The sequence below is a fragment of the Rhodanobacter denitrificans genome (assembly GCF_000230695.2).
Classification (GTDB): Bacteria; Pseudomonadota; Gammaproteobacteria; order Xanthomonadales; family Rhodanobacteraceae; genus Rhodanobacter; species Rhodanobacter denitrificans.
This window is the reverse complement of the sequence record NC_020541.1, coordinates 320,586-334,503: the sequence shown is the minus strand read 5'-3', so window position 1 is coordinate 334,503 and position 13,918 is coordinate 320,586. Positions and strand designations below refer to the sequence as shown.

The window sequence follows — 13,918 nt, the reverse complement described above, 5'->3', positions numbered from 1 at the left end:
ACACTGATGGATCTGCTGCAGCAACTGGTGACGATCTTCGCCGAGAACGGCTACGTGGCCGTGTTCATCGCGCTGATGATCTGCGGTGCCGGCCTGCCGCTGCCGGAAGACATCACCCTGGTCGCCGGCGGCGTGATCGCCGGGCTCGGCTACGCGAACGTGCACGTGATGTTCGCACTGACCATGTTCGGCGTGCTGCTGGGCGACTGCGCCATCTTCCTGCTCGGCCACCACTACGGCGCACGCATCCTGCAATGGCGCTTCGTGGCGCGCGTGCTGACCCCGTCGCGCTACGTCAAGGTGCAGGAGAAGTTCGACCACTACGGCAACCGCATGTTGTTCTTCGCGCGCTTCCTGCCCGGCATGCGCACCACCGTCTACCTCACCGCCGGCACCACCCACCGGGTGTCGTTCCTACGCTTTCTGCTGATCGACACCATGGCGGCGCTGATCAGCGTGCCGTTCTGGGTCTACCTGGGCTACTTCGGCGCCAACAACCACGAGTGGCTGGTGAAATGGATGCACCGTGGCCAGAGCAGCCTGTGGGTGCTGATCGGGCTGCTGCTGCTGACCGTACTGGTGCTGTGGTGGAAGCATCGGCGGCGCACGCGCTGCGGGCTGGATTGAGCGGTTCCACATGTCGCCGCGCCGCGTCCGTCCGGACAAGTTCACCCTCGCCTTGCTCGCCACCGTGGCGCTGGCCTCGCTGCTGCCCTGCCGCGACGGCACCGCGCAGGTCTTCGACGCGATCACCGATGCGGCGATCGCGTTGCTGTTCTTCCTGCACGGCGCCAAGCTGCCGCGCGCGGCGATCATGCAGGGGCTGACCCACTGGCGACTGCACCTGACCGTATTCGCCGGCACCTTCGTACTGTTCCCGCTGCTGGGGCTGGCGCTGCGGCCGCTCGGACAGGTGCTGCTGACGCCGGAGCTGTACCTCGGCGTGCTGTTCGTCTGCACGCTGCCGTCCACCGTGCAGTCGTCGATCGCGTTCACCTCGATCGCCGGCGGCAACGTCTCCGCCGCGGTGGTCAGCGCGTCGATGTCGAACCTCATCGGCATCGTGCTGACCCCGCTGCTGGTCGGCCTGCTGCTGGCCAGCCACGGCGGCGGCGCCTCGTGGCGGGGCGTGCTGGACATCATGCTGCAACTGCTGCTGCCGTTTGCGCTCGGCCATGCCGCGCGACGCTGGATCGGCGGCTGGGTCGACCGCCACAAGCCGCTGCTCGGCTACACCGACCAGGGCACGATCCTGCTGGTGGTGTACACCGCGTTCAGCGCCGCTGTGGTCGGCGGCCTGTGGCGCGACACGCCGGTCTCGGCGCTGCTCGCCACCCTGGCGATGTGCGCGCTGCTGCTGGCGCTGGTGATGCCGACGCTGAGCTGGGCCGCGCGCCGGCTCGGCTTTTCGCGCGAGGACGAGATCACCATCGTGTTCTGCGGCTCCAAGAAGAGCATGGCCAGCGGCATCCCGATGGCGAAAATCCTGTTCGCCGGCCAGCTCGGCGGCCTCGGCGCGCTGGTGCTGCCGCTGATGATCTTCCACCAGTTGCAGCTGATGGTGTGCGCGGTGGTGGCGCAGCGCTACGCCACGCGGGCGGCGGTGACGGATGACACGCTGGAAGCGGACTGACGCCGGCGCCGCTCGCCCGGCCGTCAGGAGTCGCCCGGCGCGTAGTTGAAGCCGAAGGTGAGCCAGTGCCCGTCGCGGTCGTGGCCGGCGAGCAGCTCGAAGCTGAGACCGCGCGCAAACGACCGCCGCAGCCCGGCCTGAGCCGTGCCACCGGCGCCGCGCGCGGCATAGAGCTCGGCGAGGCCGCTCCAGTGCGCTCCCAGTGCGTACTGCATGCCCACGCCGCCGCCCGGCCACGGCGGCCCGCCGCGTGCGGTGTTCCAGCTCATGTTGACGTGCACGGTCCAGGACGGATCCAGCGGCAGGCTGACGACGAGGTTGGCCGTGCCCGCCGCCAGGCGGTGATCGGAGCGGCGCCAGCTGCCGCCCAGCGAAACGGCGACGCCCGGGGTGGCTTCGTCCATGTCGCGCAGCGTGCGCTTGAGGCCAGCGCTCAGCCACGGCCCCGACGGCGCCCCGGCGTTGGCGCTGCCGCCCAGGCTGTACTCCACCCCGCCCAGGCCGCAGGCCGGCACGGCCGTGGCCTCGCCACCGCCGCGCAAGCGCAGCCAGGATTCGAGCTGGCAGCGGCCATCCGGCAGGGTGCCGGCGTCATCTACCAGCAGACTGGTTCCCGCCCGCGCCGCACACGGCGACAGCAGCATGGCAGCCACCACGAATGACACGGCAAGGCGGCGCATGGTCGCTGCTCCCGGCCATGGTCACAGCCAGCGGCCGTAGCGGCGGATGTACACCAGCTTCATCAGCTGGGTCAGCACGCCGTAGGTGAGCACGGTCAGCGCCACCCAGCCGAAGAACGCCGGCGGCAGCGCTACCATGCCGATCTTGGCGCCCAGCCCGGTGAACGGCACAAACAGGCCGATCAGGATGACCGCGGTGGTCAGCGCCAGCACCGGGGCCGAGGCGATGCTCTGCAGGAACGGGATCCGGCGCGTGCGGATCATGTGCACGATCAGCGTCTGCGTCAGCAGGCTCTCGATGAACCAGCCGGACTGGAAGAACGGCTGGTGCGCCATCGAGTTCGCGCCGAACACGTGCCACAGCAGCAGGAACGTGGTGATGTCGAAGATCGAGCTGACCGGGCCGATCCACACCATGAAGCGGCCGATATCGCTGGCGTCCCACTTGCGCGGCTTGCGCAGGTACTCGTCGTCCATGCGGTCGAACGGGATCGACAGCTGCGAGATGTCGTACAGCAGGTTCAGCACCAGGATCTGCAGCGGCAGCATCGGCAGGAACGGCAGGAACGCGCTCGCCACCAGCACCGAGAACATGTTGCCGAAGTTCGAGCTGGCGGTCATCTTGATGTACTTGATGATGTTGCCGAAGGTGATGCGGCCCTCGATCACGCCCTCCTCCAGCACCATCAGGTTCTTTTCGAGCAGGATGATGTCGGCCGATTCTTTGGCGATGTCGGTGGCGGTATCCACCGAGATGCCCACGTCCGCCTCGCGCAGCGCCGGCGCGTCGTTGATGCCGTCGCCGAGGAAGCCCACCGTGTGGCCCTGGCGCTGCAGCGACTTCACCACGCGCGCCTTCTGCAGCGGCGACATCTTGGCGAACACGGTGGTGCGCTTGACCAGCTCGTCCAGCGCCGCATCGTCCAGCGGCTCGATCTGCCGGCCCTGCGCCGAATGCTCCACGTCCAGCCCCACTTCGCGGCAGATCTTGCGCGTCACCGCCTCGTTGTCGCCGGTGATCACCTTCACCTGCACGCCATGGTGATGCAGCGCGGCGATCGCGGTGGCCGCCGAATCCTTCGGCGGATCGAGGAAGGCCAGGCAACCCACCGCGGTCAGCCCGCTCTCGTCGGCGACGCCGTACGGACGCCCGGCCGGCGGCTGCTGCTTCACCGCCACCACCAGCACGCGCAGGCCGTCCTCATTGAGCCCGCGCGTCATCTCCTTGATCTCGTCGCGCTGCGCGTCGGTCATCGGCACGATCTGGTCGCCGGTCTTCGCCCAGGTGCAGATCGACAGCATCTCCTCCACCGCGCCCTTGCACACGATCAGGTCGTGGCCGTCGCCGTTGCCGAGCACGACGGACATGCGCCGGCGCTGGAAGTCGAACGGGATCTCGTCGACGATGCGGTAGTGCGCCGCGGCCGGCTCCAGGTCGCGATGCGCCAGCACCGCCTTGTCCATCAGGTTCTTCAGGCCGGTCTGGAAGCGGCTGTTGAGGTAGCCGTATTCCAGCGCCTCGTCGGACTCCTCGCCGTGCAGGTCGAGATGCCGCTCCAGCACGATCTTGTCCAGCGTCAAGGTGCCGGTCTTGTCGGTGCACAGCACGTCCATCGCGCCGAAGTTCTGGATCGCGTTGAGCCGCTTCACCACCACCTTGCGCCGGGACATCGCCAGCGCGCCCTTGGCCAGGTTCGCGGTGACGATCAGCGGCAGCATCTCCGGGGTGAGGCCGACCGCCACCGACAGCGCGAACATGAACGCCTGCAGCCAGTCGTGCTTGTCGAAGCCGTTGATCAGGAACACCACCGGCACCATCACCGCCATGAAGCGGATCAGCAGCCAGCTGACGCTGTTCACGCCGCGGTCGAAGCTGGTCTGCACGCGCTGGCCCACGATGCTGTGCGCCAGCGAGCCGAGATAGCTGCGCGGGCCGGTCGCCACCGCCACCGCGGTGGCGGTGCCGCTGACCACGTTGGTGCCCATGTAGCAGATCGTCGGCAGGTCCAGCGGATTGGCGTGGTCCGCCTCGGCCGCGCCGTGCGCTCCCGGCGCGGCCTTCTCCACCGGCAACGACTCGCCGGTGAGGATCGCCTGGCTGATGAACAGGTCCTTCGCATGCAGCAGGCGCAGGTCGGCGGGCACCATGTCGCCCGCGGCCAGGTGCACGATGTCGCCGGCGACCAGCTCGCCCACCGGCACCTCGATGCGCTCGCTGTGGCCGTCGGAGGCGCGCCGCGTCACCGTGGCGGTGTTGCGCACCATCGCCTTCAGCTTCTCCGCCGCCTTCGAGGAGCGGTACTCCTGAGTGAAGCTCAGCAGCACGCTGATGCCCACCATCGCCGCAATGATGATCGGCCCGGACAGGTCATCCGGCGTGGCGAACATCTGCACCACCGCCAGCACCAGCAGCACGATGATGAACGGGTTCTTGAACGCACGCAGCAATTGCCGCGACCAGTGCGGCGGCTTCTCGTACGAAACCTCGTTGATGCCGTCGCGATGCAGCCGCGCCTCGATCTGTTCCTCGTCGAGACCGGCCGGGGTGGTCTCCAGCGACGCCAGCAGTTCGCTGTTCGCGCGGAATGCCTCCTGCGCCACCGCCACGTGCAAGGGTGCCGACGCACCCCTGTCGGCCGCCCTCGGCAGGGCACCCTGGATGGATTGCTTGATCATGACCCGCTTCCGTGAATTCGCCGATGCCTGCCGCCGATGCGAGTCCGCGGAATCAATCCGCCAACTTCGCCGGCGCCGGTGTGCCTGGCCGCGCATGCGGCCGGAACGGTTCCGCCACTGGCGGAGGCCATCCCTTGCATGACGTCATGGCGACCATCAGCGACTGGATACCAGTGCGAGATGGCCGGAGGATGGCAGCGCGTCGCCGCGGGCCTTCGTTGCCGCCGACGTGCGGCCGCCGGCGTCGGCGCGGCGGTGCAGTTCGACCACGTTGCTGCCGGCCGACCGCTCCAGCGGGGCGGGCACGGTGATGGTGTAGGTGGCGCGCACGGCCTCGCGGCGGCCAGCCAGCAGCCGGCGCAGCATGCGCAGCAAAACGGAATCGCGAAGGAGCTTCATAGCCCATCTCCTCGTTACGGCGCCCGCGGCGCCGGAGGAGGTGGGCCGGTCTTCCCTAGTCGAGGAAAGCGCCGGCCGACCGCAGGCGGTCGCCGCAGATCATCAGCTTGTTATGCAATGCCGGCACCCGATGCGAGCGGATGTCGACGTTGCGACTAGGGTAAACGTCCATATGCCTTGGTTAGTCAGGACAGGGAGCCGGCCGGCGCGAGCGCGCCGGATGGCGCGCGCATTGTTGTGCTGCAGCAGCGTGCTGTCAATGCCTGCGGCGACGAAAGTTCGCACGATCGCTGCTCAGCCGAACGGCACCGGCGGCGGGCCGGAAGGCACCAGCGGCGGCAGCAGCCAGTGGTCGACCAGCAGGAACGCGAACAGTGCCATCAGGTAGACGATGGAGTAGCTGAACACCTTCATCGCGTACAGCTCATCCGGCGGGTTAAGCAGGCGCACCGCGTAATACAGGAACGCGCCGCCCAGCACCGCGGCGCCACCCAGGTAGACCAGGCCGCTCATCCCGGTCAGCACCGGCAGCAGGGTCACCAGCACCAGCAGCACGGTGTAGAACAGGATGTGCCAGCGGGTGAACACCACGCCGTGGGTCACCGGCAGCATCGGCACCTGCGCGCGCGAGTAGTCGTCGCGGCGGAAGATCGCCAGCGCCCAGAAGTGCGGCGGCGTCCACACGAAGATGATCAGGCACAGCTGCAGCGCGTACGGGTGCAGCGCGCCGGTGACCGCGGTCCAGCCCAGCACCGGCGGGATCGCGCCCGCGAGGCCGCCGATCACGATGTTCTGCGGCGAGGCGCGCTTGAGGAACGCGGTATAGATCACCGCATAACCGATCAGCCCGGCAAAGGTCAGCACCGCGGTCAGCGTGTTGACCCACAGCACCAGCACCAGCATCGAGGCGATGCCTAGCGCCAGCGCGAACACGAACACCTGGCGCGCGTTGAGATGCCCGGTGGCCAGCGGCCGGTGCGCCGTGCGCACCATCACCTTGTCGATGCGCTGGTCGATCAGCTGGTTGAACGCGGCCGCCGAGGACGAGGCCAGCCAGATGCCCAGCGTGCCGAACACCAGCGCGCGCCACGGCGGCATGCCGGGCACAGCGAGGAACATGCCGATCACCGCGCAGAACACCAGCAAGGCGACGATGCGCGGTTTGGTCAACAGCAGGTACTCGTGAAGAACGCTCATTTCAGTGCCGCCCCAACGACAGGAACATCGATTCGTCATGCCGCCGCTGCGTGCGCGCCAGCGTGGCCAGCAGGGTGGTCAGCAGCAGCGCCGCCACACCATTGTGCGCGGTCGCCACCGCCAGCGGCAGACCGAAGTACACGTTGCTGATACCCAGCAGCACCTGGCCCGCCAGCGCCAGCGCGATCGCCAGGCCCAGCGCGCGCAGGCCATGCCGCGCCGTGCGGACCGCCAGCCAGCCGAGGTAGCAGAACACCACCAGCGCGCCGATGCGGTGCGCGATCTGGATCGCGCTGCGCGCGGCCATGTCGAGCACGCCGCCCTCGTAGTTCACGCCGATCCCGCGCCACAGCACGAAGCCCTCGCGAAAATCGGTGGGCGGCGCCCACTGGCCGAGACACTCGGGGAACGAGCCCGGGCCGTAGCCGCAGGCCAGCGCGGCGTAGTTCGCCGAGGTCCAGCCGCCCAGCGCGATCTGGCACAGCAGCAACATGATGCCGATCGCCACCAGCCGGCGCAGGTCGGCAAGACCGTCGTCCGGCGCCGCCACGCCGGCGAAACGCAGCGCGGCGTAGGCCAGCAGCGCGAACGTGCTCATGCCACCGAGCAGGTGGCCCATCACCACCACCGGCTTGAGCAGCAAGGTCACCGTCCACATGCCGAGCATCGCCTGGAAGATGATCACCGCCAGCGCCAGCACGCAGATCTTCCACGCGCCGGGCCGCGGCAGCCGGAGCGCGGCGAGCAGCGGCAGCACGATCGCACAGGCCGCCAGCAGCGACGACCACAAGTGTTCGCCGCGCATGTACAGGCCCACCCCGAGCGCCGCGAACACGGCGCCGCCGACCACCGCCAGCAACGTGCCGCGCCGGCGCCAGCCGGCGATCAGCGCCAGCAGCAGCACCAGCACGCCGAGCGTGCCGGCGAGGAAGCGGTGCACCTGCTCGCGCCAGGCCTTGTGCGCCTCGTACGGGCGATCCGGGAACGCCGCGTCGGCATGCGCCACCGCCTGCGCATGCTGCGGCCAGGTCACCTGGCCGTAGCAGGTCGGCCAGTCCGGGCAGGACAGGCCGGCGTTGGACAGCCGCACGAACGCACCGAACATCACCAGCCCGAACGCGAACACCGCCGCGAACAGGGCCAGCCAGCGCAACACCCGCGGCGCATGCGACGACATCACTTGATCACCTTCTGCAGGTCCTTGCGCAAGCCGTTCGGATCGAAGCCGACGCGATACAGCGACAACGCGGTGCCGTTGGACTCCACCAGCAGCGCGCTCACGCTGTCCGGCGCGTCCGGCCGAAACCCGGCCAGCTTGCCGTCGACGTCGGTGCCAAGCTGCCAGTAGTTGCGCATGCCGTCGCGCGCATCGTCCACGGGCGGCGCACCCAGGTAGAGCAGGCGCAGCCGCGACTGGTTGCGGTTCAGCGTGACCCGCGCCGCGGCCATGTTGGTCAACGTAGCCAGGCAGCGCGCGGCGCAGCCGGGGCCGGCCAGCGCCACCAGGGTCAGCCGCGGCTGGCTGTCGCGCCAAGCGTAGGGCTGGCCATTCGCCAGCTGCACGCGCAACTGCTCGGCGACGAAATTGCGCTGCGGCAGGATTGGTTCGCCGTTGCCCTTGGTGCCGGGCTGCCAGCCGCTCCAGCTGAGCAGGCCGGCGGCGATCATCGGCGCGACGAACGCCAGCACGATCAGCAGCAGGAAGAGTCGGCTCTTGCGCACGGCGGCGGGATCGGCAGCTTTCATCGGACTTCATCGACCTTCGTGGAATCTAGGATTGGCGCGGCTTGCGCTTGCGATGGACGACCAGCAGGATCACCACCGCAGCGAGCGCGAAAGTGAACCACTGGAACGCATAGGCGCGATGCCGCGCCGGCGGCATCGAGGAAAAATCGAGGTTGCGCTCGCGCTCGTAGATCGCCGCCGGATCGGGATCCAGCGCCAGCACGCGCGGATACAGCCCCCGCCCGAGGTCGGCAGCGACCTGCGCGGGGTCCAGGAAGATCGAGCTCTTCGGCCACTGCGTCTGCCGCGCCAGCGCATTGCCGCCCATCTCGAAACCGACCGGCGGCGGCGGCACGTACAGCCCCTGCAGGCTCACCTTGCCGGTCGGCAGCGGCGGTACCTGAGGCGACTTGTCGCTGCCGTTGCCGGGCAGGAAACCAAGGTCGACCAGCAGCAGCGGCGAGTGGCCGTCCAGCGCCAGCGGCGCGTACACCTGCACGCCGCCGCGGCGGTCGTGCTTCGGGTTGTCCAGCAGGTATACGCGGTCGGCCAGGTAGTGGCCGTCGACCTTCACCCGCGGAAAGCCGTCCGCCGGCGGCGTGTCGGCGACCCCGGCAAAGTCCTGCAGCGGCGCCGCAGCGGCCGCGGCATACCGTCGCAGAAGGTCTTCCTTGAAGTCGGCGCGATGCAGCTGCCAGACGCCCAGGCGCACGAACAGCAGCGCTCCGGCCAAAGTCAGCAGCAGCGCCCACCATGACGGACGACGGAATCCGCTCACGCCGGGCGCCTGCCGGCGGCCGCTATACTCGCCATGTCGAACTGGATCGGATCAATCACGTGGAAACCATCTATAAAATTGCGCTGGTCGTGGTGCTGCTGGTGGTGATCTTCAGCCTCGGCCAGGCGCTGTACTTCATGATGACCGACAAGGACGACGACAAGCGCACCGTGTGGGCGCTGACCCGTCGCATCGGCCTGTCGCTGCTGTTCATCGCCATGGTCGCATTCGGCATCTGGATGGGCTGGCTGCACCCGCACGACGTCGGCCAGTGATTGTAACCGCCACGACACACTGACTGTTCGCCGCCAAAAGAAGAAGCCCGCCATCCGGCGGGCTTCTTCGCATCTGAACTTCACCGGAGCGACGCTTTTTTGAAGAGTCCGGCCACGGATGGCCGGTTCTTGACCTTCGCTCTCCGCGACAGGACGTCGCGTGAAGTCCTGCCTTTTTGAATAGTCCGGCCAAGGATGGCCGGTTTCTTGACCTTCGCCCTTCGCGACAGGACGTCGCGTACAGTCAAAGTATATACACGAACATGAACAGGCCCAGCCAGACCACGTCGACGAAGTGCCAGTACCACGCCACGGCCTCGAAGCCGAAGTGGTGCTCCTTGTTGAAGTGACCCTTCAGCACGCGCAGCCAGATCACCGCCAGCATGATCGTGCCCAGCGTCACATGCAGGCCGTGGAAACCGGTGAGCAGGAAGAAGGTCGAGCCGTAGACGCCGCTGTGCAGGGTCAGGTTCAGTTCCTTGTACGCCTCGATGTACTCGTGTGCCTGGAAGTACAGGAAGGTGGCACCGAGCAGCACGGTCAGGCCCAGGAACAGCAGGATCTTGCCGCGGTGGCCGGCGCGCAGCGCATGGTGCGCGATGGTCACGGTGACGCTGGAGGTGAGCAGGATCAGCGTGTTCAGCAACGGCAGCCCCCACGCCGGCACGGTGCGGAACGCACCGCCGGCCTGTTCCGGGCCGTTGCCGCCATTGGCGCCCCAGGCCGCGGTGTAGTCGCTCCACAGGAACTCGTGGGTCAGCACGCCGTGGCCGTGGCCGCCGAGCCACGGCACCGAGAACATGCGCACGTAGAACAACGCACCGAAGAACGCGCCGAAGAACATCACCTCGGAGAAGATGAACCACATCATGCCCATGCGGAACGAGGTGTCCACCTGGTGGTTGTAGCTGCCGGCCAGCGACTCGTTGATCACCGAGCGGAACCAGCCGAAGAACATGCCGAGCACGCCGAGCACGCCGATGGTCAGTACGGACTTGCCGAAGCCGCTCTCGCCGGGATCCGCGTTCAACCAGTGCGCGGCACCGAACACGGTGGTGAACATGACCACTGCGGCCACGAACGGCCAGTAGCTCTTGGTCGGAACGAAATAAGCGTCGTGTTGCTGACCCATGGTGTAACCCCGTGGATGTCTCTTGATGACTTTGCCCCGTCGCAGCGACCGGGGAACTGCACGCCGGTCGTCGAACCCGGCCGGTGGAAGGACACGTGGAACGCGCGGAATGCTATTTCATCAGCAGAATCTGCAGGAACGTCGACAGGTAGACCGCCAGTGCGACCACGGCAAGTATCGTGACCGTGCGCCGCACGCCGCGACGGGCTTTCCCGTCCGGCTGGGCCGTTGCCGCATGAATCGTCTGCTGCGCCATGTCAGTTTGCTCCCGAGAGCATGCCGGCTGCGCGGCCGGCATGCTGGATGGACGGTCAATCGTTGACGTGGCCGTGGGCCAGTTCATCGTCGTTGATCACCGGCGGCACTTCGAAGGTATGGTGCGGCGCCGGCGACGGGATGGTCCACTCCAGGCCCTTGGCCCCTTCCCATACGCGGTCGGTGGCCTTCTTCTTCGAGAAGAACACGCAGTGGATCAACACGCCCACGAAGATCAGCTGGGTGGCGCCGAACAGGAAGCCGCCGATCGAGCTGATCATGTTGAAGTTGGCGAACGCCACGTTGTAGTCGGGGATGCGGCGCGGCATGCCGGCCAGGCCCAGGAAGTGCTGCGGGAAGAACAGCACGTTGACCCAGATCACGCTGTTCCAGAAGTGCACCTTGCCCCAGAACTCGTTGTACATGTTGCCGGTCCACTTCGGCATCCAGTAGTACGCGGCGCCGATGATCGCGAACAGCGCACCGGTGACCAGCACGTAGTGGAAATGCGCCACGATGAAGTAGGTGTCGTGATACTGGAAGTCGGCCGGCACCAGCGCCATCATCAGGCCGGAGAAGCCGCCGATGGTGAACAGGATGATGAAGGCGATGGCGAACAGCATCGGCGTCTCGAACGTCATCGAGCCGCCCCACATGGTGGCCACCCAGTTGAACACCTTCACGCCGGTCGGCACCGAGATCAGCATGGTGGCGTACATGAAGAAGACTTCGGCGCCCAGCGGCAGGCCCACCGCGAACATGTGGTGCGCCCACACGATGAACGACAGGAACGCGATGCAGGCAATCGCAAACACCATCGCCTTGTAGCCGAAGATCGGCTTGCGCGCGAAGGTCGGCACGATCTCCGAGATGATCCCGAACGCGGGCAGGATCATGATGTAGACTTCGGGGTGGCCGAAGAACCAGAAGATGTGCTGGTACAGCACCGGGTCGCCGCCGCCGCCGGGGTTGAAGAAGTTGGTGCCGAAGTACTTGTCGGTGAGCAGCATGGTCACCGCACCGGCCAGCGCCGGCATCACCGCGATCAGCAGGAACGCGGTGATCAGCCAGCTCCACACGAACACCGGCATCTTCATCAGGTCCATGCCGGGCGCGCGCATGTTGAGGATGGTGGCGATGATGTTGATCGCACCCATGATCGAGCTGATGCCCATCAGGTGGATCGCGAACACCGCATAGGCCAGCGAACCGCTCTGCAACGACAGCGGCGGGTACATGGTCCAGCCGCCGGCCGGGCCGCCACCGGGCAGGAACAGGGTGGACAGCAGCAGCACGAACGCGAACGGCAGGATCCAGAACGACAGGTTGTTCATGCGCGGCAGCGCCATGTCCGGCGCGCCGACCATCAGCGGGATCATCCAGTTGCCGAGGCCCACGAAGGCCGGCATGATCGCGCCGAAAATCATCACCAGCGCGTGCATCGCCGTCATTTCGTTGAAGAAATACGGCTGCATCAGCTGCATGCCCGGCTTGAACAGCTCGGCGCGGATCAGCATGGCGAAACTGCCGCCGATGAACAGCATCGTCAGCGAGAAAATCAGATACAGCGTGCCGATGTCCTTGTGGTTGGTGGACATGCACCAGCGCTGGAAGAAACCTTTCGGCGCGCCGTGGTGATCGTCGTGCTGATCATGGGTGGCTGCGTAGGACATGGCCTTGCACCTCTAACCTGAAAATGGAATGCGACTGCAAAAAAACCTGTGCCGGACGGGCGGCAAACGGCCTCAGCCCTGCTTGCCGGTGACCGGGGCGGCGACCTGCGCGGTTTGCGGCGCGGCGGCGGGCGCGGCGGACTGCGCCTCCTGCCCGGCCAGCCACTTGGCGAAATCGGCCTTCGACTTCACCACCACCACGATCGGCATGAAGCCGTGGTCCTGGCCGCACAATTCGGCGCACTGCCCGCGATAGGTGCCCGGCGTGGTGAAGTTGGCCCACGCCGCATTGATGATTCCGGGGATCGCGTCGATCTTCCAGCCCGTCGCCGGCACCCACCAGGAGTGGATCACGTCGCCGCTGGTGATCACGAAGCGGATCTTGGTGTCCACTGGCACCACCAGCGGCTTGTCGACGTCGAGCAGGTAGGTGTTCTCGTCGCCGACCTTGACCGCGTACGGGTCCATGCCCGAACCGAGCTGGCGGGTCTGGTCGCTGCGCGTATCCAGTTTGGACATGAAGCCGACCTTGTCGATCGACTTGCCCAGGTAGTCGACATAGTCGTAGCGCCACTTCCACTGGTAGCCGGTGACCTTGACGGTCATCTGCGAACCGGTGGTGTCGGCCCAGGTGGTCAGGCCGCTGGTGGCCAGATAGGCCAGGGTGATCAGGATCAGCACCGGGATGGTGGTCCAGACCACCTCCACGGTGGTGTTGTGCGACCACTTCTCGGCCACCGCGCCGCGCGATTTGCGGAAGCGGAACATGGCGATGAACATCGCGCCGAACACCAGCACGCCGATCACCGTGCACACGGCCAGCGCCACGTTGTTCAGGTGGTACGGCACCGACGACCAGGTACTCGCGCCGCGCTGCAGGTTCAGCTGCCACGGACCGGGGGCGGCCAGCGCCACGCTGCCGAACGAGGCAAGGGCCAGAGCCGCCGCTGCCGTGAATGATCGCCTGATGCCGCCAGATGTCATGTCTTGCACCTTTGTTGAACCTACTTGCGTGGCTGTCCGTTGAAGTCGGCCAGCAACACCATGAGTTTCTTCGACAGCGCGGTGCGTTCCTGTTCCGCCAGGAAAGCGCCGATCTCCAGCTCGCGTCCATGCGACGACAGCAACAACCGCTGACGCCCGCTGCCCGGCTCCAGCAACACGCGCACCCAGTACGACGGGAAACGCGTGCAGCGCCGGCCCGGCAGGGATTGCACCTCCAGCGACTCGGCGTCGAGGGTGATGCGCTCGCTGCGATCGCCGGCCCGCCAGGCCACGCGCAAGGCAATGGCCATGGCAACGGATTCCATCAGGGCAAACAGCGGAGCGAACACATTCCCCTGCCACGCCACCAGTCCAGCCGTCATCAGCACCAGCGCCGCCAGAACCACGATCAGCCGACACAGACCGCGCCGGCTGAGCGTGCGGTTGGGCTTGAGCCACATCGTCACGCGGGGCAAGCCGGCGGTAGCTGGTCGAAGCACGATCATGGAGA

At 67.0% G+C, this 13,918-nt stretch carries 15 protein-coding genes; 3 read left to right on the top strand and 12 right to left on the bottom strand.

The features are described 5' to 3' along the window. Positions 1 to 6: 6 nt before the first annotated feature. Together R2APBS1_RS01375 and R2APBS1_RS01370 are read left to right on the top strand one after the other, a co-directional pair. A complete protein-coding gene (locus R2APBS1_RS01375) occupies positions 7 to 627 on the top strand; it encodes a DedA family protein (RefSeq protein WP_007514049.1) in 621 nt (206 codons plus the stop codon). A 10-nt stretch (positions 628 to 637) separates the two neighbouring features. After that, the gene (locus R2APBS1_RS01370; protein WP_007514050.1) at positions 638 to 1,633 is read left to right on the top strand and encodes a bile acid:sodium symporter family protein; all 996 of its coding nucleotides are present in this window, start codon (positions 638 to 640) and stop codon (positions 1,631 to 1,633) included. 23 nt (positions 1,634 to 1,656) lie between these two features. Here R2APBS1_RS01370 and R2APBS1_RS01365 read toward each other — a convergent pair whose 3' ends face one another. The 7 genes from R2APBS1_RS01365 to R2APBS1_RS01335 form a co-directional block, all read right to left on the bottom strand. Then, on the bottom strand, positions 1,657 to 2,313 hold the full coding sequence (locus tag R2APBS1_RS01365) for a hypothetical protein (RefSeq protein WP_007514051.1): 657 nt from the start codon (positions 2,311 to 2,313) through the stop codon (positions 1,657 to 1,659). 21 nt (positions 2,314 to 2,334) lie between these two features. Then, positions 2,335 to 4,989 carry a magnesium-translocating P-type ATPase gene (gene mgtA, locus R2APBS1_RS01360; RefSeq protein ID WP_015446566.1) on the bottom strand — a complete coding sequence of 885 codons (2,655 nt, stop codon included), beginning with the start codon at positions 4,987 to 4,989 and terminating at the stop codon, positions 2,335 to 2,337. 156 nt (positions 4,990 to 5,145) lie between these two features. Next, a complete protein-coding gene (locus R2APBS1_RS01355) occupies positions 5,146 to 5,388 on the bottom strand; it encodes a hypothetical protein (RefSeq protein ID WP_007514053.1) in 243 nt (80 codons plus the stop codon). Between the two features lie 294 nt (positions 5,389 to 5,682). Beyond that, entirely contained in the window at positions 5,683 to 6,585 is a 903-nt protein-coding gene (cyoE, locus tag R2APBS1_RS01350; RefSeq protein ID WP_015446565.1) for a heme o synthase, read from the bottom strand. Position 6,586: 1 nt separating this feature from the next. Beyond that, on the bottom strand, positions 6,587 to 7,762 hold the full coding sequence (locus R2APBS1_RS01345) for a COX15/CtaA family protein (protein ID WP_015446564.1): 1,176 nt from the start codon (positions 7,760 to 7,762) through the stop codon (positions 6,587 to 6,589). Continuing rightward, on the bottom strand, positions 7,762 to 8,331 hold the full coding sequence (locus tag R2APBS1_RS01340) for a hypothetical protein (RefSeq protein WP_015446563.1): 570 nt from the start codon (positions 8,329 to 8,331) through the stop codon (positions 7,762 to 7,764). Before R2APBS1_RS01340 ends, R2APBS1_RS01345 begins: the two co-directional genes overlap by 1 nt. Positions 8,332 to 8,356: 25 nt before the next feature. After that, positions 8,357 to 9,088, bottom strand: a complete 732-nt coding sequence (locus R2APBS1_RS01335) for an SURF1 family cytochrome oxidase biogenesis protein (protein ID WP_041676649.1) — start codon at positions 9,086 to 9,088, stop codon at positions 8,357 to 8,359. Positions 9,089 to 9,147: 59 nt separating this feature from the next. Between R2APBS1_RS01335 and R2APBS1_RS01330 the strand changes: the two genes are divergently transcribed. Further along, positions 9,148 to 9,363 carry a twin transmembrane helix small protein gene (locus R2APBS1_RS01330; RefSeq protein ID WP_007514059.1) on the top strand — a complete coding sequence of 72 codons (216 nt, stop codon included), beginning with the start codon at positions 9,148 to 9,150 and terminating at the stop codon, positions 9,361 to 9,363. A gap of 244 nt (positions 9,364 to 9,607) precedes the next feature. Here R2APBS1_RS01330 and R2APBS1_RS01325 read toward each other — a convergent pair whose 3' ends face one another. From R2APBS1_RS01325 to R2APBS1_RS01305, 5 genes are all read right to left on the bottom strand, one after another. Beyond that, a complete protein-coding gene (locus tag R2APBS1_RS01325) occupies positions 9,608 to 10,495 on the bottom strand; it encodes a cytochrome c oxidase subunit 3 (protein ID WP_015446560.1) in 888 nt (295 codons plus the stop codon). Positions 10,496 to 10,607: 112 nt separating this feature from the next. Further along, a complete protein-coding gene (locus R2APBS1_RS01320; protein ID WP_015446559.1) occupies positions 10,608 to 10,751 on the bottom strand; it encodes a hypothetical protein in 144 nt (47 codons plus the stop codon). A gap of 55 nt (positions 10,752 to 10,806) precedes the next feature. Beyond that, positions 10,807 to 12,423: a cytochrome c oxidase subunit I gene (gene ctaD / locus R2APBS1_RS01315; protein WP_007514065.1), complete on the bottom strand. Its 1,617-nt coding sequence runs from the start codon at positions 12,421 to 12,423 to the stop codon at positions 10,807 to 10,809. Between the two features lie 72 nt (positions 12,424 to 12,495). After that, positions 12,496 to 13,407, bottom strand: coding sequence for a cytochrome c oxidase subunit II (coxB, locus tag R2APBS1_RS01310; protein WP_015446558.1), 912 nt, complete (start codon positions 13,405 to 13,407; stop codon positions 12,496 to 12,498). A gap of 20 nt (positions 13,408 to 13,427) precedes the next feature. Next, positions 13,428 to 13,868 (bottom strand): DUF2244 domain-containing protein, encoded by a 441-nt coding sequence (locus R2APBS1_RS01305; RefSeq protein ID WP_041676648.1) that lies wholly within the window; start codon positions 13,866 to 13,868, stop codon positions 13,428 to 13,430. Between the last annotated feature and the right edge of the window lie 50 nt (positions 13,869 to 13,918).